The organism is Micromonospora sp. KC213 (genome assembly GCF_004348325.1).
GTDB lineage: Bacteria > Actinomycetota > Actinomycetes > Mycobacteriales > Micromonosporaceae > Micromonospora.
This window is the reverse complement of record NZ_SMKF01000137.1, coordinates 1-16248: the sequence shown is the minus strand read 5'-3', so window position 1 is coordinate 16248 and position 16248 is coordinate 1. Positions and strand designations below refer to the sequence as shown.

Genomic DNA, 16248 nt, shown 5'->3' with positions numbered 1-16248 from the left:
GGGTCATGATCAGGCGGCTCCTTCGGTGGTCGGGGCTAGTCGCGCGGCGAGGACGAGGGCACCGTCGACCGGGGCAGTGGTGAGCACCCGCAGGGTCAGCTCCGGCGCGTGTACCCGCAACCGTTGCCGTATCCGGGTCTGCAGCGAGGGCTGCGCAGTGAGCACCCCGCCGGCGCCGACGACGTCCGATCCCCGCGCGCCGCGCCGCCGCACGGCCGCCAGGTTGCGGGCCAGGACGTCCGCGGCCTCCTCGACGACCGCGCGGGCGACCGGTGAACCCTGGTGCAGCGCGTCGAACACCAGCTTCGCGTGCCGCCCCCAGGCGTACGGGCCCTCCTCGGACACCGCCAGCGCCAGCTCCGCCGGCGTCCGGACGTCGTACGCCGCGCAGAGCAGGGCCATCGCCGGATCGGCGGTGGCCGCGTCAGGGCCGCCCTCGTCGGCCAGCCGCAGCCCTCGGCGCACCGTGTCGCGGACCAGAGCGGGGGCGCTGCCGTCATCGGCGAGCAGGGCGCCGTACCCGTCGGCGGTGACGACCGTTCCCCGGTCGTCGGTTCCGATGGCGATCGCGCCGGTGCCGACGATGAGCTGCAGACAGTGCTCCAGCCCGGCGGCCGGCCCGAGCAGTTCCGCGTCGTTGACGACGCGGACCGAGCCGGGCAGGCGCGCGGTCAGCTCGGCGGTGGCGACGGCGCGCTGCTCGGCCGTGTCCAGGCCGTGCAGGCCGACGACGACCCGGGGGTGGCGGTGTTCCGGGGCCACCTCGCGGACGAGGGCGGCGAGCCGGTCGTGGTTTCTCGGATCGGAGAAGAGCGACCCCCGGCGCCAGTCGGCGGAGGGAACCACCACGTCCCGCCGCTCACCGTCGGGGCCGACGACGGCGACGTGCGTCTTGGTGCCGCCGACGTCGACGCCGACGATCGGGTGGTCGGCGGGATCACGTCGCGCCCGGGGATCGGGCGGTGTGGCGGCGACCTCGGTGCGGTCCTCGGACACGGTGGACCCAACCCTTCGTGCGACGGGCCATCAGTCTCGCCGACGCCACCGACGGCATCCCCCGGGGCCCCGGCGACCAGGCGTGAGGACCAGAGATACCACCAGGCGGTCCCCGCGTCGGCCAGTTGTGATGTCGATCATCCCGCCGGCCGTGTTGTCCCGGATCGCCCCGCCCTGAATCATGGGTTCCGACCTCGATTCCGGCCGGAGGGACTGACGGGTGGACCACCAGCACTCTTCTCGCCCGACGCGCCGGACGAGGGCCGAGCCCACGAGGGCCGAGCCCACGGGGGTCGCCACGGTCGCCGGTTTCGTGCAGGAACAGCCGGCCGCGGTGCGTCGGGCGGGTGCCGTGCTCGGGCCGGCCGTGGCCCAGGCGCGGGTCCGCCTCGGCGACCCGTCGCTGCTGCGCCGGGTGCTCCTGGTCGGCTCCGGCACGTCGCATCACGCGTCCCGGATCGCCGCCGAGGCGTTCGCGGCCGCCGGGCGGCAGGTGCGCGCGATGGTGCCCTCGGACGCGGCGTACGCCCCGGACCTGGATCCCGGCCCCGACCTGCTCGTCGTGGGGGTGTCCCAGTCCGGCGGCAGCACCGGCACCCTCGGCGTGCTGGACCGGGCGCGGGCGGCGGGAGCGCGTACCGTCCTCGTCACGGGAGAGCCGACGGCCGTCCCGCCACCGTTCGACGCGGTGCTCGACGTGGGGTGCGGCCCGGAACCCGTGGGGGCCAAGACCAAGGGTTTCACGGCGACCGTGCTGGCGCTGCTCGCGCTCGGGCGCGGTCTGGACGGCGTCGACGACCAGGTCATACGCGCGGTGGGCGGGGAGCTGCCGGAGCTGCTGTCGGACCTGCTGGTTCGGGGCAGCGTCGCGGCCGAGCGGCTGACCACGGCCGGTACGCCCGGCGCGGTGCACGTGGTGACCTGGGGCGTCTGGCGACCGGTCGCCGACGAGGGCGCGCTGAAGATTCTGGAGACCTCGCTTCTGCCGGTGGAGGTGTGGGACGTCGAGGAGTTCCTGCACGGCCCGCACCGGCGGCTCAGCCCGGGAAGTCTGCTCGTCGTGGTCGGCGACCAGGATCCCCGTGGCCGGCGGGCCGACGCATTGGTCAGGTTCGTGCGTTCGCTGGGCGCCCGGGTGCTCGACGTCCGCGCCGGAGGCCGGGACGTGGTGGAGCCGGCGTACGCCGCCGTCGCCCTGCCGGCGGCCGGCGGACCCCGCGCCGAGCAGGTGCTGCCGGCGGTGGTCCCCCTGCAGTTGCTGGCCCTGGCGCTCACCCGGGCACGGGGCCTGCGTCCCGAGGCGGACCCGTTCCCGGACTTCCACCGGTTGCTCGGCAGCAAGACCACCGGTGCCACCGTCACCCGGTCCGTCCAGCCGCGCGGCGCGCGCCGTGCGGCAGGTACCTGATCCAGACCCCAGCCACCCAGGGAGCCCGCCATGGCCCGTGCGCACCTCACCCTCGACCCGGCCTTCACCATCGGACCGGTCCGCCGGCGGCTGTTCGGCGGGTTCGTCGAACACCTCGGCCGCCACGTGTACGACGGCATCCACGAGCCCGGGCACCCGAGCGCCGGCCCGGACGGTTTCCGGCGCGACGTGGTCGAGCTGGTCAAGGAGCTCGGTGTGACGACGGTCCGGTACCCGGGCGGCAACTTCGTCTCCGGGTACCACTGGGAGGACGGTGTCGGCCCGGTCGCCGAACGTCCCCGCCGGCTCGACCTGGCGTGGCACTCCACCGAGACGAACGAGGTCGGGTTGCACGAGTTCCAGCACTGGCTCGAACTGGTGGGCAGCGAACTCATGCTCGCGGTGAACCTCGGCACCCGAGGGCCGCAGGAGGCCCTCGAACTGGTCGAGTACGCGAACGTCCCGGCGGGCACCGCACGCACCGCGCAGCGCGCCGCCAACGGCAGGCAGGAGCCGTTCGGGATCACCATGTGGTGCCTCGGCAACGAGATGGACGGCCCTTGGCAGCTCGGGCACCGCAACGCCGAGGACTACGGCAAGCTCGCCTCGATGACGGCCAAGGCGATACGCCAGGTGGACCCGCGCCTGGAACTGGTGGTGTGCGGGTCGTCGTCGCGGAGTATGCCGACGTTCGGCGAGTGGGAGCGCGTCGTCCTGGAGCACACGTACGACGACATCGACTACATCTCGTGTCACGCCTACTACGAGGAGCGCGACGGTGACCTCGCGAGCTTCCTCGCCTCGGGTGTCGACATGGACGCGTTCATCGAATCGGTGGTGGCGACCGCCGACCACGTGCGGGCGCTCAAGCGTTCGGACAAGCGCATCGACATCTCGTTCGACGAGTGGAACGTCTGGTACCTGTCCCGGTGGCTGGAGCAGTCCCGGACCTTCACCGTCGACGACTGGCCGGTGGCGCCGCGCCTGCTGGAGGACGTGTACTCGGTCGCGGACGCGGTGACCGTCGGTGGCCTGCTCATCTCGCTGCTCAACCACGCCGACCGGGTCGCCTCGGCGAGCCTCGCGCAGCTGGTCAACGTCATCGGGCCGATCATGACCGAGCCGGGCGGGCCGGCCTGGCGGCAGACGACGTTCTTCCCGTTCTCGGTGACCGCACGGGCGGCTCAGGGGATCGCGCTCCGGGTCGCCCTCGACGCCGACCCGGTCACCACTGCCGTGTACGGTGACGTGCCCGTGGTGGCCGCGGCGGCGACCTTCGACGGTTCCTCGGTGTCGGTGTTCCTGCAGAACCGGAACGTGACCGAGGCGACCTCGGTGACGGTCGACCTGGGCAGGTTCATGCCGGCGCGGGTGGTCGCGGCGCGGGGCGTCTGGGACGAGGACGTCCACGCTGTGAACGACCTGCGCCACCCCGAGCGGGTGGGGCTGCGGAGCAACGACACCGCGGCGCTCGCCGACGGGACGCTCACCATCGAGCTGCCTCCGGCGTCGTGGACCGCGGTGACGGTCGCCTGACATCGATGGGCCTCACCTCGGTAGCGTTCCCCGCACACCACCACCCAGGAAGATCGTTTTAGGGGGCTTGCGGATGACGCGGACGACCTGCCGGCCCGGCCCGGGGCGCGCCCGGTGACGGCGCCGATCGATCACACGTTCGTCGTCCGGGTGCGTGCCGCCCTGGCCGCGCAGGTCCGCTCGATCCTCGCCGAGGCGGAGGCGGAGGGGAGCGGGTGGCGGGACCTCCAGCACCGCCAGCTCGCCGAGCGGATCAAGGCGCTGGTGGCGGCGACGCACCCGGTGAACGACCCGGACGGGACCTGGGCCGGCACCGATATGTTCGGTCCCGCCCGGCGACTCGCGGTCCGGCTGGCCGAGCTACAGGGCGCGAGCGGCCTGTTCACCGGCGGCGACAACGTCGACTCCCCGCCCGACTCGGCCTTCAGCGTCAACGACCTGGCCGAGGCACTGCTGCTGCTGCGCGCGGACACCCCGTCGGCCGGCGACCGGACCCTCGCGGAGCTGTTGGAACGGCTGCTGACGGCTGCGGTCCCGGCGTTGGTCAGCGGCGGCGTCCACACGCCGAATCACCGCTGGGAACTCTCCGCGGCCCTCGCCCGGCTGTTCCTGGTCTCCCCGGAACCGGCACTGGCCGCACGGGTCGACCAGTGGCTGGCCGAGGGGATCGACATCGACGCGGACGGGCTCTACTCGGAGCGCAGCCCCAACTACGCGGCGTACGTGTCCAATCCCTCCCTGCTCACCATCGCCGCGGTCTTCGACCGTCCGGACCTGGTCGACGCCGTCGAACGAAACCTGGACGCGACCCTCGACCTGCTTCTGCCGGACGGATCGGTGGAGACGGTGATGTCCCGGCGGCAGGACCAGAACCACGCGTTCCCGCTGTCGGCCTACCTGATTCCGCTCCGCCGGGTGGCGCTGCTGCGGGGTCGCGGTGACCTGGCCTGGGCCGCCGGGCTGGCGCTGGAACAGGGGGTTACCTTGCCGGCCGACGCGGCCGCGCGGTTGGTGCTGGATCCCGACATCGCCCGGGTGCTGCCCGCGCCCGTCCGGCCGGAGCGCCCGCGTCGGCGCGTATTCGAGGCCGCCGGCCTGCTGGTGGACCATCGTCCGAACAGCACGACCGTGCTGTTCGGCGGTTCGGACCATGCACGCCACGAACGGATCCGCTCGGGGCTGGCGAACTCTCCGACGTTCCTCCGGCTGTTCGCCGGGGCGGCGGTGCTGGAGAGCGTACGCCTCTCTCGTACCTTTTTCGGCAAAGGTCCGTTCCGGGCGGGCGGCCTCACGGTCGAGCCCGATCCCGCGGGGGAGCCGACCGCGACTCTGGCCGAGACCGTGACCGCCTCCTACTACCAGCCGCTGGCCTCCCCGGACCGCGACTCGCGCGGGGCGTACCGGCTCGTCGACGAGGGGCGGTTCAGCGCGGCCATGGACTTCGGCCGGCGCGGCCGCGACGACGTCGCGCTGACCACCGTCGTCCGGGCCAGGCTGACCGCGGCCGGGGTGGAGCTGACGCTCGACCTGTCTGGCGCCGTGGTGGACTGGGCGCTCGAACTGGCGTTCCGGCCCGGCGGCACCCTGACCGGAGCCCGCCGGCTCGACGACGACCGGTGGCAACTCGACGTGCCGGCGAGGGTCGGGGCGGCACCGGTCACCGCCAGCTATCGATTCGGCCGTGACGAGATCACGATCGCCCTGGTCGAGGCCTCGGACGGGCAGGATGGTGCCTGGTCAGCCGCTTGTTCGGCACCGTCGTACGAGCCCGGCGAGGAGTATCGCTTCCTCGGGGGCACGGATGCCGCCACCGGGACGCGGCTGTACCTCGTGGGCCGGGTTCCCGCCCGCCTCCGGATGCTGATCAGCGCGGACCGGTCGGCCTAGGCCATGTGCCGTCGATTATCGGCCGGGGTGCGGCGCGTCCGGGCGACGACCACCCGGGACCGCCAGCCACCCGCGTAGGACGTTCATTTGTCAGGACAATAGGACAACCGCCGAGAGCTGTACATCCTGCCATTGACGGGTAAACGCTTGCCCGTTAACGTCCGTCGCCACTAGGGCGTAGATCACCAAGGAGACAGTCATGAATATATCCCGGACGGCCAGGAGAGGACTTCGGCGCTGGCGGTGGCTGCCGATCGGCGTGGCCATGGCTGTCGCCCTCACGGCCTGCGGATCGGAGGCGGACAGCGGTGGCTCGGGAGCCAAGAAGATCACCTTCTGGCTGTCCACCTCGGCCCAGCTCGACGGCTACAACGACCTCGCCAAGCAGTTCGAGGCCAAGGAGGGCGTCGCCGTCGAGATCGTGAACGTCCCCTACGACGGCTACCAGGACAAGTTGCGGCAGTCCGCGCAGGCCAACTCGCTGCCCGACGCGGCCAGCGTGCCGTCGCTGGACCCGATCTGGATGAACCAGCTCCAGGACCTGAGCGCGACCGCGAACAACCCGGACAACAAAATCAAGAAGGAACTGGTCAGCGAGAAGGACGGCAAGGTCCTCGCCATCCCCTCCGACCTCACCGTGGCCGGGCTGTTCATCAACAAGAGCCTGTTCGACAAGGCCAAGGTCAGCTACCCGACCGACCCGTCCCAGACCTGGACCTGGGACGAGTTCCTCGCGGCGGCCACCAAGGTGCGCACCGCGACCAACGCCAAGTACGACCTGGTCTACGACGCCTCTCCGGCGCGGATCCGGGCGTTCATCTACACGCACGGCGGCAAGGGCTTCCAGCTCGGCGCGGACGGCAAGTACGCCATGCCCGACGCCGCCACCGTGCAGGCGCTGACCAAGTTCAAGTCGCTGAACGACGACAAGGTCATGCCCAAGTCGGTCTGGACCTCCGGCGGCGACCCGAACGCGCTGTTCAAGAGCGGCCAGGTGGTCGCCTACTTCTCCGGCGTCTGGCAGGTTGCCGACTTCGCCGAGGGGATCACCAACTTCGAGTGGGCGGCCGCGCCGACCCCCGCCCAGCCGGTACACGCGACCGACATCAACAGCGGCGGCAAGGTGGTCGCGTTCAACAACGGCAACGCCGCGGCAGCGGCCAAGAAGTGGGTGGACTTCCTCTTCCAGCGGGACAACTACACCAAGCTGTCGGAGGCCAACGGGTACCTGCCGGTCGCGTCCGGCCTCACCCTGAACTACCCGTTCAAGCAGAAGGCCGCGCTGGACGCCTTCGCGCTCTACAACAAGGAGATCGAGCTCGCCGATCCGATCTCCGCCTCCGGTCAGGCCGCCGGCACCAAGCTCAACCTGGACGGCAAGGCGATCCAGAAGGACCCGACCAAGGACGAGATGGCCAAGTTCCTCAACGGTGAGCAGGACGTCAACAAGACCGTCGAGAACATCGTCAACGGACTCAACGCACAACTGAGCTGACGCCTCGTCGCGGCACCCGCCGGCATCGTCGGATGCCGGCGGGCACCGCACGTCGGGAAGGGGAGAGCACCAATGGTGGACAGCATGCACCCGCCGGCCGAGGCACCGCGGGTCGGCGACGTGCGGCGGGGACCGGAGCCGGCGCGACCGCGCCAGCGCCGATGGCGCCGGCGACGGCTGAACAGGTACGCCGCCGCACCGCTGGTGCTCATCTCGGTCAACCTGCTGCTGTTCGTCGCGTTCTTCGTCTGGCCGGCGGTCACCGGCCTGGTGTACTCGTTCACCAGCTACACCGGCGTCGGCCCAGCGCCCTACGTCGGGCTGGACAACTACCAGCGGCTGCTGGAGGACGAGGCGTTCTACGCCGCGCTGACCCGTACGCTGATCTTCACGGCGGGTGTGGTGCCGCTGACCATCGTCCTCTCCCTGGGTACGGCGGTTCTGCTCGTCACGGACTACACCAGGGGCAAGACGGTGGCCCGGGTGATCTTCTTCCTGCCCTGGCTGATCTCGCCGATCATCGCGGGCGTCATCTGGCGCTGGCTGTTCGGCGAGAACTTCGGTTTCGTCAACTACGTGATCATCTCCCTCGGCGGCGAGGCGGTGCCCTGGCAGTCCGACGCGAACCTGTCGTTGTTCGTCGTCATCATCGCCGCGGCGTGGGGCAACACCGCGTTCAACATGCTGCTGTTCGTCGCGGCGCTGAAGAACGTGCCGACCGCGTACTACGAGGCGGCGTCGCTCGACGGGGCGGGTTCGTGGGACAAGTTCCGCAACATCACGCTGCCGGCGATCGCGCCGACGACCTTCATCGTGGTGCTGCTGAGCATCCTCGGTTCGATGAAGGAGTACGCGCTGTTCGCGTCGCTCAACGACGGCGGTCCGGGCACTTCCAACCACCTGCTCGTCCAGTACATCTTCACGAAGGGCTTCGAGCGGGCCCAGGTCGGCTACGCGAGCGCCGCGTCGTTCGTGCTGATGTTGATCCTCATGGTCGTCGCGCTCGTGCAGCTCGCCATGGGCCGGCGGAAGGAGTCCTGAGATGGCGGTCACCACGAGCACCCCCCGCCCGTCGGCGCTGCGCCGGAAACGGCCCAACGCGCCGGGCGAGCTGTCCAAGAGGTTCTGGGCGACCAGCGTCATGTGGCTCCTGGTCGTCGCGTACGGCTTCCCGGTCCTGTGGTTCCTGCTGAGTTCGTTCAAGCCCGCGGGCGAGCTGTTCTCGTACCCGTTGACGTTCTTCCCGGACCAACCGACCATCAAGGGCTACACCCAGGCGTGGACGAGCTTCGACGTCGCCACGTACTTCGTCAACACCCTGATCGTTGCGGTCTCGGCCACGGTCCTCACCATCGTGGCCAGCGCGGCCTGTGGCTACGCGCTGGCCAAGTACAACAACTGGTGGGTCAGGGCGTTCACGGTCTGCGTGCTGGCCACCACGATGCTGCCGGGCGAGGTCATCCTCGCGCCGCTCTTCCTCGTCGTGCGCGATATGGGTCTCTACAACAGCCTGGCCGCCGTGGTGGTGCCGGCGGTGATCACCGCGACCGGCACCTTCATGTTCCGGCAGTTCTTCCTCACCGTGCCGAACGACCTGTTGGAGGCGGCGCGCATCGACGGCGCGGGCGAGCTGTCGACGTTCGTCCGGATCATGCTGCCGCTGTCCCGGCCGATCATGCTGACCCTGGCGATCTTCTCGTTCCAGTGGCGCTGGAACGACTACATCTGGCCGCTGGTGGTCCTCAACGACCCGAACAAGTTCACCCTCCAGATCGGCGTCGCGTCCATCGTGGGCGCGCAGAACGTCAACTGGTCGGTCCTGCTCGGCGCCTCGGTGCTGTCGATGGTCCCGCTGGTCGCCATCTACCTGCTGTTCCAGAAGTACGTGATGGACGCCGACATCAACGCCGGGCTGAAGGACTGAGCCCGATGGGTCCGGGCCGGTCAGCGGTTGTAGACGGTGACCTCGATCGCGTAGTGGTCGGCCCGGTACAGGTGGTCGGCATACTCGACCGTGCGTCCCTCGCCGTCGAACGCGGTGCGCTGCATGCTGATCAGCGGAGCGTTGTGGCCGATGTCCAGCAGCCGGGCCTGGGCACTACTCGCCGACCGCGCGGTGATCTTCTGCCGGGCGATCGCCGGCCGGCCGTTGCGTTCGCCGAGCAGCCGGTAGAGGCCCTGCTCGGCGAGGTCGGCGGCGGTGATGTCGTCGAACCGCGCCGGCAGCCAGTTGCGCAGGATGGCCAGCGGCACCCCGTCGGCCAGCCGCAGCCGTTCGCAGTACAACAGCCGCTCGCCGGTCGGCACACCCAGTTGCCGGGCGGCGTGCCGGTCCACGCAGTCGGCGTCGAAGCGCAGCACCCGGGTCTCCGGTTGCCGGCCCGCGGCGGCCAGGTCGTCGTGCAGGCTGGTCAGGGCCACTCGCCGGCGCACCGGGGTGTCGTTGACCCGGGTGCCGACCCCGCGCTTGCGGCTGAGCATCCCGTTCTCGACCAGTTCCTCGATGGCCCGGCGCATGGTTGGCCGGGACACGTTCAGCGACGCGGCCAGCTCGATCTCGTTGGGCAGCAGTTCGCCGGGCACCAGGTCACCGGCTTCCACGGCCTCCGCCAGCCGGCGGGAGATCTGGAAGTACAGCGGGATGGGGCTGTGCCGGTCGATGGTGATGCGGGGAATGGGCATGGAGGGGCACCTTCCCTTCCGGGCTGACAATCGACGCACTTTGTCACCCAGTTAGAAAGAATGTCAAGACAAAAGCTTGACGTGTTGCGACACCACGACCGAAGCTTGCTCGCACGCACCGCGGTGCCCGGCCGAAACGCCGCCACGATCCCGGCGCAACCGGCCGGACCTGCGACGGAAACATCCTGGGGAGTCCGATGGAACGCTTCGACGTCATCTCGATGGGCCGGGTGGGGGTGGACCTCTATCCCCTCCAGACGGGCGTCGGCCTTCCGGACGTGTCGACGTTCGGCAAGTTCCTCGGCGGCAGCGCCACCAACGTCGCGGTCGCGGCGGCCCGGCACGGCCGACGGGTGGCGGTGATCACCAGGACCGGCCGGGACCCGTTCGGCGAGTTCGTGCGGCGCGCGGTGGCCGAACTGGGCGTGGACAACCGGTACGTGACCGCCGTCCCCGGTCTGCCCACCCCGGTCACCTTCTGCGAGATCTTCCCGCCGGACCACTTCCCGCTCTACTTCTACCGCGAGCCGAAGGCACCGGACCTGGCCATCGAGCCCGACGAACTGGACACCGCCGCGATCGCCGCGGCGGGCGTGTTCTGGTCCACCGTCACCGGCCTGTCGCAGGAACCCAGCCGCGCCGCGCACCACGCCGCCTGGACCGCCCGCGACCGGCGTCCGCTGACCGTGCTCGACCTGGACTACCGGCCGATGTTCTGGGCGTCGGCCGAGGCCGCCCGCGAGCAGATCCGGCAGGCACTACCGCACGTCACCGTGGCCGTGGGCAACCAGGAGGAGTGCGCCGTCGCGGTGGGCGAGACGGACCCGGACCGGGCCGCCCGGGCGCTGCTCGACGCCGGCGTGGAGCTGGCGGTGGTCAAGCAGGGCCCCCGGGGTGTGCTCGCCCGCACCCGGCACGAGTCGGTCGAGGTGCCACCCACCCCCGTCGACGTGGTCAACGGGCTCGGCGCCGGTGACGGGTTCGGCGGCGCCCTCTGCCACGCGCTGCTCGCCGGCTGGTCGTTGCAGCGGACCCTGCGCTTCGCCAACGCGGCCGGGGCCATCGTCGCCTCCCGGCTGGAGTGCTCCACCGCGATGCCGACCACCGCCGAGGTGGAGGAACTGCTGGGAGTGCGACATGGCTGACGACCTGGACTTCACCGAGCTGCGCCGGCTGCGCGCCACCCGACCGGAAGCCGTACGGGAGGCCGCCGCCGCCCGCATCCGGCGGCCGCTGCTCGGCCCGGACGGCCGGCTGATGCTGGTCGCGGCGGACCACCCCGCGCGCGGCGCGCTCGGCGTCCGCGGCAACGGTGCCGCCATGGCCGACCGGTACGACCTGCTGCGCCGGCTCGCCACCGCGCTGCGACGCCCCGGCGTCGACGGTGTGGTCGGCACCGCCGACGTCCTGGAGGACCTGCTGCTCCTCGGCGAGCTGGACAGCAAGGTGGCCATCGGTTCGATGAACCGTGGCGGCCTGCAGGGCTCGGTCTTCGAACTGGACGACCGGTTCACCGGGTACGACGCGGCCGGGCTGGCGGCCATGGGGTTCGACGGCGGGAAGATGCTCACCCGGATCGACCTCGACGACAGCGCCACCGTCAGCACCCTGGAGGCCAGCGCCAACGCCGTCTCCGACCTGGCCGCCCACCAGCTCATCGCCATGGTCGAGCCGTTCCTGTCCCGGCGTGACGCCACCGGCCGGGTGGTCAACGACCTGAACCCCGCGGCGGTGGCCCGGTCGGTCGCGATCGCCAGCGGCCTCGGCGGCACCAGCGCGTACACCTGGCTGAAGCTGCCGGTCGTGCCGGACATGGCGGCGGTGATGGCGGCCACCACGCTGCCGGCCCTGCTGCTCGGCGGTGACCCGGTGGAGCACCCGGAGGAGACCTACGCCCGGTGGCGGCAGGCGCTCGCCGTACCGGGGGTGCGCGGCCTGGTGGTCGGCCGCGCCCTGCTCTACCCGCCCGATGGTGACGTGGCCGCCGCGGTCGACGCCGCGGTCGGCCTGGTACGTGCCGACACGGAGGTCGCCGCATGACCCCCGACGTGACGCCGGAGAACGCCGGCTGGGGCTACTCCGGTCTGCGCATCGTCGAGCTGCCCTCCGCGGGGACGTACCGCTGCGACACCGGCGAGGACGAGGTGGTGGTGGTGCCGTTGGCCGGGTCCGCCACGGTGACCGCGGACGGGCACCGCGCGGACCTTGCCGGCCGGCAGAGCGTCTTCGCCGGTCCCACCGACGTCGCGTACGTCCCCCGGGACAGCAGCCTGACCCTGACCGGCACGCCGGGCGGTCGGTTCGCGTTGGCCACCGCCCGGGCCCGCCGCCGGCTGCCGTTCCGCCACGTGCCGCTCGCGCAGGTGCGGGTGGAGCTGCGCGGAGCCGGTTCCTGCTCCCGCCAGGTGAACAACTTCGCCACCCCGGACGTGCTGGAGGCCGACCGCCTCATCGCCTGCGAGGTGCTGACCCCCGGCGGCAACTGGTCGTCGTACCCGCCGCACAAGCACGACGAGGAACGGCCGGGCGAGTCGGTGCTGGAGGAGATCTACTACTACGAGGTGGCCGGGGGTGGTCCGGCCTACCAACGGGTGTACGGCACCGACGAGCGGCCGATCGACATCCTGCGCGAGGTCCGCAGCGGCGACGTGGTGCTGATTCCGCACGGCTGGCACGGTCCGTCGATGGCCGCGCCCGGCTACGACCTCTACTACCTCAACGTGATGGCCGGGCCCGGCGCCCGGTCCTGGCTCATCTGCGACGACCCGGCCCACGCCTGGGTGCGCGACACCTGGGCCGACCAGGTGGTCGACCCGCGACTGCCCTTCACCCCGCAGGGCGGTTCCCCGACGGTGGACGGAGGAGGGCGATGAGGCTCACCGTGGGCCAGGCGACCGTGCGGTTCCTGGCCGCCCAACGCACCGAACGCGACGGTGTCGAGCACCGGCTCTTCGAGGGCTGTTTCGGCATCTTCGGCCACGGCAACGTGGCCGGCCTCGGGCAGGCGCTGCTGGAGGCGGAACTCGCCACCCCCGGCGCGCTGCCGTACCGGCAGGCCCGCAACGAACAGGGCATGGTGCACGCCGCCGTGGGGTTCGCCCGGATGCGCAACCGAATGTCCACGCTGGCCTGCACGGCGTCCATCGGGCCCGGCGCGACGAACATGGTCACCGGGGCCGCCCTGGCCACCGTGAACCGGCTGCCCGTGCTGCTGCTGCCCGGCGACGTCTTCGCCACCCGGGTCGCCAACCCGGTCCTGCAGGAACTCGAGGACCCGCGCGGCGGTGACATCAGCGTCAACGACACCTTCCGCCCGGTGTCGCGTTTCTTCGACCGGGTCTGGCGGCCCGAGCAGCTGCCGGCGGCTCTGCTCGGCGCCATGCGGGTGCTGACCGACCCGGCCGAGACCGGGGCGGCCACCATCGCCCTGCCACAGGACGTGCAGGCCGAGGCGTACGACTGGCCGGAGGAACTGTTCGCCACGCGGGTCTGGCACGTGCCCCGCCCGGTGCCCGAGCCGGCCGCCCTGTCCCGCGCCGTCGAGGTGCTGCGCGGCGCCCGGCGACCACTGATCGTCGCGGGCGGCGGGGTGATCTACGCGGAGGCCACCGAGGCCCTGCGCCGGTTCGCCGAGGCGACCGGGATCCCGGTGGCCGAGACCCAGGCCGGCAAGGGCGCGCTGCGGTACGACCACCCGCTGTCCGTCGGCGCGATCGGCGCCACCGGCACCACCGCCGCCAACGCGCTGGCCCGCGAGGCCGACGTCGTGCTCGGCATCGGCACCCGGTACAGCGACTTCACCACCGCCTCCCGCAGCGTCTTCGGCGCACCCGGGGTCCGCTTCGTCAACGTGAACATCGCCGCTTTCGACGCCGCCAAACACTCCGGTGTCGCGCTGGTGGCCGACGCCCGAGCCGCCCTGGAGGCGCTGACCGAGGCGTTGTCCGGGTACCGCACCGATGCCGCGTACCAGGAGACGGCCGGACACCTGGCGGCGCAGTGGGACGCCGTGGTGCAGCGGGCCTACCACCTCGGACACGGGCCGCTGCCCGCCCAGTCGGAGATCATCGGGGCGGTCAACGACTGCGCCGAGGCCCGCGACGTGGTCGTCTGCGCCGCCGGGTCGATGCCCGGTGACCTGCACAAACTGTGGCGGTCCCGGGACCCGAAGAGTTACCACGTCGAGTACGGCTACTCCTGCATGGGCTACGAGATCGCCGGTGGCCTCGGGGTGCGGCTGGCCGCCCCGGACCGGGACGTGTTCGTGCTGGTGGGCGACGGGTCGTACCTGATGATGGCGCAGGAGTTGGTCACCGCCGTGCAGGAGCACGTGAAGCTCATCGTGGTGCTGGTGCAGAACCACGGCTTCGCGTCGATCGGCCGGCTCTCGGAGTCGGTGGGCGCCCAGCGGTTCGGCACCGCCTACCGCTACCGGGGTGACGGCGGACGCCTCGACGGCGACGTCCTCCCGGTCGACCTGGCCGCCAACGCGGCCAGCCTCGGCGCCGACGTGCTCCGGGTCGCCACGGTGGCCGGGTTGCGCGACGCGCTGGCGAAGGCCAAGGCCGCCGACCGGGTGACGGTGATCCACGTCGACGCCGACCCGGGCGTCGACGCGCCGTCGAGCGACGCGTGGTGGGACGTCCCCGTCGCCGAAGTGTCGGACCTGGACACCGTCAGGTCCGCGCGGACCGCGTACCTGGCGGCCAAGAAGGCGCAGAGGAGCTACCTGTGAGAACCATCCAGCACTGGATCGACGGCGCGGCGACGGCGGGGGTCTCCCACCGCACCGCCCCGGTGTTCAACCCGGCGACCGGCGTGCCACAGGCCGAGGTGCTGCTCGCCGAGGAGGCCGACGTGCGGGCCGCGGTCGCCGCGGCGGCCCGGGCGTTCGAGGACTGGCAGGACGCCTCGCTGTCCCGCCGCACCGGCATCCTGTTCGCCTTCCGGCAGCTCATGTACGACCACCTGGACGAGCTGGCGGGCATCGTCTCCGACGAGCACGGCAAGGTGCTGGCCGACGCCCGTGGCGAGGTGCAGCGCGGGCTGGAGGTGGTGGAGTTCGCCTGCGGCATCCCGCAGCTGCTCAAGGGCGACTACTCCGACCAGGTCTCCGGCGGAGTGGACTCCTACACCTTCCGCCAGCCGCTCGGGGTCGTCGCCGGGATCACCCCGTTCAACTTCCCGGTGATGGTGCCGAGCTGGATGCACCCGGTCGCCATCGCCTGCGGCAACACCTTCGTGCTCAAGCCCAGCGAGCAAGACCCGTCCGCGTCGCTGCTGATCGCGCGGCTGTGGGCGCAGGCCGGGCTGCCCGACGGCGTCTTCAACGTGGTGCACGGCGACAAGGTGGCGGTGGACGCGCTGCTCGACGCGCCGCAGGTGGCCGCGGTGTCGTTCGTCGGCTCCACACCCATCGCCCGGTACATCCACGGCCGCGCGTCCGCCACCGGCAAGCGGGTACAGGCCCTCGGTGGGGCGAAGAACCACGCGGTGGTGCTGGAGGACGCCGACCTGGAGTTCGCCGCCAACCACCTGACCGCGGCGGCCTTCGGCTCGGCCGGACAGCGGTGCATGGCCATCTCCGTCGCGATCGCGGTGGGCGCCGCCGGTGACCGTCTCGTCGAGGTGCTGCGCGGCAAGGCCACGCAGGTCCGGGTCGGCCCCGGCCGGGACGACAGCAGTGAGATGGGTCCGGTGGTGACCCGGGAGGCGCGCGAGCGGATCATCGGCTACATCGACTCGGGCGAGGCGCAGGGCGCCACGCTGGTGGTGGACGGGCGGAAGCTGACGGTCCCCGGACACGAGGACGGGTTCTTCGTCGGTCCCACCGTGCTGGACCACGTCACCGCCGAGATGGACGCCTACCGGGACGAGATCTTCGGTCCGGTCGTGGTGGTCGTCCGCGTCGACACCCTCGACGACGCGATCGCACTGATCAACGCCAACCCGTACGGCAACGGCACGGCCATCTTCACGGCCAGCGGCGAGGCGGCCCGACGGTTCCAGCGGTCGGTCACCGTCGGCATGGTCGGCATCAACGTCCCGATTCCGGTGCCGATGGCCTACCACTCCTTCGGCGGCTGGAAGGACTCGCTGTTCGGCGAGTCGCACATCCACGGACCGGACGGCGTGCGGTTCTACAGCCGGGCCAAGGTGGTCACCGCCCGATGGCCGCACGTGGAGCACCCGGTCGTGGCGAGTCTCCAGTTCCCGACGGCCACCTGACGGCCCTGTCACCCCC

Annotated in this window: 13 protein-coding genes; 11 read left to right on the top strand and 2 right to left on the bottom strand. The window is 71.6% G+C overall.

Annotated elements, in window-relative coordinates:
* Nucleotides 1–9: 9 nt before the first annotated feature.
* Nucleotides 10–996 carry a BadF/BadG/BcrA/BcrD ATPase family protein gene (locus tag E1166_RS23010; protein WP_132341901.1) on the bottom strand — a complete coding sequence of 329 codons (987 nt, stop codon included), beginning with the start codon at nucleotides 994–996 and terminating at the stop codon, nucleotides 10–12.
* Nucleotides 997–1309: 313 nt separating this feature from the next.
* Here E1166_RS23010 and E1166_RS23005 point away from each other — a divergent pair, with 313 nt between their 5' ends.
* The 6 genes from E1166_RS23005 (at nucleotide 1310) to E1166_RS22980 (ending at nucleotide 9246) form a co-directional block, all read left to right on the top strand.
* The gene (locus tag E1166_RS23005) at nucleotides 1310–2404 is read left to right on the top strand and encodes an SIS domain-containing protein (RefSeq protein WP_165944410.1); all 1095 of its coding nucleotides are present in this window, start codon (nucleotides 1310–1312) and stop codon (nucleotides 2402–2404) included.
* A 30-nt stretch (nucleotides 2405–2434) separates the two neighbouring features.
* Complete coding sequence (locus tag E1166_RS23000; RefSeq protein WP_132341897.1) at nucleotides 2435–3940, top strand: alpha-N-arabinofuranosidase; 1506 nt, start codon at nucleotides 2435–2437, stop codon at nucleotides 3938–3940.
* 114 nt (nucleotides 3941–4054) lie between these two features.
* Complete coding sequence (locus E1166_RS22995) at nucleotides 4055–5827, top strand: hypothetical protein (RefSeq protein WP_132341895.1); 1773 nt, start codon at nucleotides 4055–4057, stop codon at nucleotides 5825–5827.
* A 199-nt stretch (nucleotides 5828–6026) separates the two neighbouring features.
* Complete coding sequence (locus tag E1166_RS22990) at nucleotides 6027–7322, top strand: extracellular solute-binding protein (RefSeq protein WP_132341893.1); 1296 nt, start codon at nucleotides 6027–6029, stop codon at nucleotides 7320–7322.
* A 72-nt stretch (nucleotides 7323–7394) separates the two neighbouring features.
* On the top strand, nucleotides 7395–8363 hold the full coding sequence (locus E1166_RS22985) for a sugar ABC transporter permease (RefSeq protein ID WP_132341891.1): 969 nt from the start codon (nucleotides 7395–7397) through the stop codon (nucleotides 8361–8363).
* Nucleotide 8364: 1 nt separating this feature from the next.
* Nucleotides 8365–9246: a carbohydrate ABC transporter permease gene (locus tag E1166_RS22980; protein WP_132262430.1), complete on the top strand. Its 882-nt coding sequence runs from the start codon at nucleotides 8365–8367 to the stop codon at nucleotides 9244–9246.
* A gap of 20 nt (nucleotides 9247–9266) precedes the next feature.
* Here the strand turns inward: E1166_RS22980 and E1166_RS22975 are convergent, their stop codons facing one another.
* Nucleotides 9267–10004 (bottom strand): GntR family transcriptional regulator, encoded by a 738-nt coding sequence (locus tag E1166_RS22975; RefSeq protein WP_132341889.1) that lies wholly within the window; start codon nucleotides 10002–10004, stop codon nucleotides 9267–9269.
* A gap of 197 nt (nucleotides 10005–10201) precedes the next feature.
* Between E1166_RS22975 and iolC the strand changes: the two genes are divergently transcribed.
* The 5 genes from iolC to E1166_RS22950 are packed head-to-tail and all read left to right on the top strand — an operon-like array spanning nucleotide 10202 to nucleotide 16232.
* Nucleotides 10202–11149 carry a 5-dehydro-2-deoxygluconokinase gene (gene iolC, locus E1166_RS22970; RefSeq protein ID WP_132341887.1) on the top strand — a complete coding sequence of 316 codons (948 nt, stop codon included), beginning with the start codon at nucleotides 10202–10204 and terminating at the stop codon, nucleotides 11147–11149.
* Nucleotides 11142–12044: a deoxyribose-phosphate aldolase gene (locus E1166_RS22965; RefSeq protein WP_132341885.1), complete on the top strand. Its 903-nt coding sequence runs from the start codon at nucleotides 11142–11144 to the stop codon at nucleotides 12042–12044. The genes iolC and E1166_RS22965 overlap by 8 nt, the downstream gene beginning before the upstream one ends.
* Complete coding sequence (gene iolB / locus E1166_RS22960; RefSeq protein ID WP_132341883.1) at nucleotides 12041–12877, top strand: 5-deoxy-glucuronate isomerase; 837 nt, start codon at nucleotides 12041–12043, stop codon at nucleotides 12875–12877. The genes E1166_RS22965 and iolB overlap by 4 nt, the downstream gene beginning before the upstream one ends.
* Complete coding sequence (gene iolD, locus E1166_RS22955; RefSeq protein WP_132341881.1) at nucleotides 12874–14739, top strand: 3D-(3,5/4)-trihydroxycyclohexane-1,2-dione acylhydrolase (decyclizing); 1866 nt, start codon at nucleotides 12874–12876, stop codon at nucleotides 14737–14739. The genes iolB and iolD overlap by 4 nt, the downstream gene beginning before the upstream one ends.
* On the top strand, nucleotides 14736–16232 hold the full coding sequence (locus E1166_RS22950) for a CoA-acylating methylmalonate-semialdehyde dehydrogenase (RefSeq protein WP_132341879.1): 1497 nt from the start codon (nucleotides 14736–14738) through the stop codon (nucleotides 16230–16232). The genes iolD and E1166_RS22950 overlap by 4 nt, the downstream gene beginning before the upstream one ends.
* Nucleotides 16233–16248 lie beyond the last annotated feature (16 nt).

Excerpts from the sequence above, each read along its gene's own strand:
- E1166_RS23000 (WP_132341897.1), top strand. The coding sequence starts at position 2,435 with ATGGCCCGTGCGCACCTCACCCTCGACCCGGCCTTCACCATCGGACCG.
- E1166_RS22990 (WP_132341893.1), top strand. The coding sequence starts at position 6,027 with ATGAATATATCCCGGACGGCCAGGAGAGGACTTCGGCGCTGGCGGTGG.
- E1166_RS22985 (WP_132341891.1), top strand. The coding sequence starts at position 7,395 with ATGGTGGACAGCATGCACCCGCCGGCCGAGGCACCGCGGGTCGGCGAC.
- E1166_RS22980 (WP_132262430.1), top strand. The coding sequence starts at position 8,365 with ATGGCGGTCACCACGAGCACCCCCCGCCCGTCGGCGCTGCGCCGGAAA.
- E1166_RS22975 (WP_132341889.1), bottom strand. The coding sequence starts at position 10,004 with ATGCCCATTCCCCGCATCACCATCGACCGGCACAGCCCCATCCCGCTG.
- iolC (WP_132341887.1), top strand. The coding sequence starts at position 10,202 with ATGGAACGCTTCGACGTCATCTCGATGGGCCGGGTGGGGGTGGACCTC.
- E1166_RS22965 (WP_132341885.1), top strand. The coding sequence starts at position 11,142 with ATGGCTGACGACCTGGACTTCACCGAGCTGCGCCGGCTGCGCGCCACC.
- iolB (WP_132341883.1), top strand. The coding sequence starts at position 12,041 with ATGACCCCCGACGTGACGCCGGAGAACGCCGGCTGGGGCTACTCCGGT.
- iolD (WP_132341881.1), top strand. The coding sequence starts at position 12,874 with ATGAGGCTCACCGTGGGCCAGGCGACCGTGCGGTTCCTGGCCGCCCAA.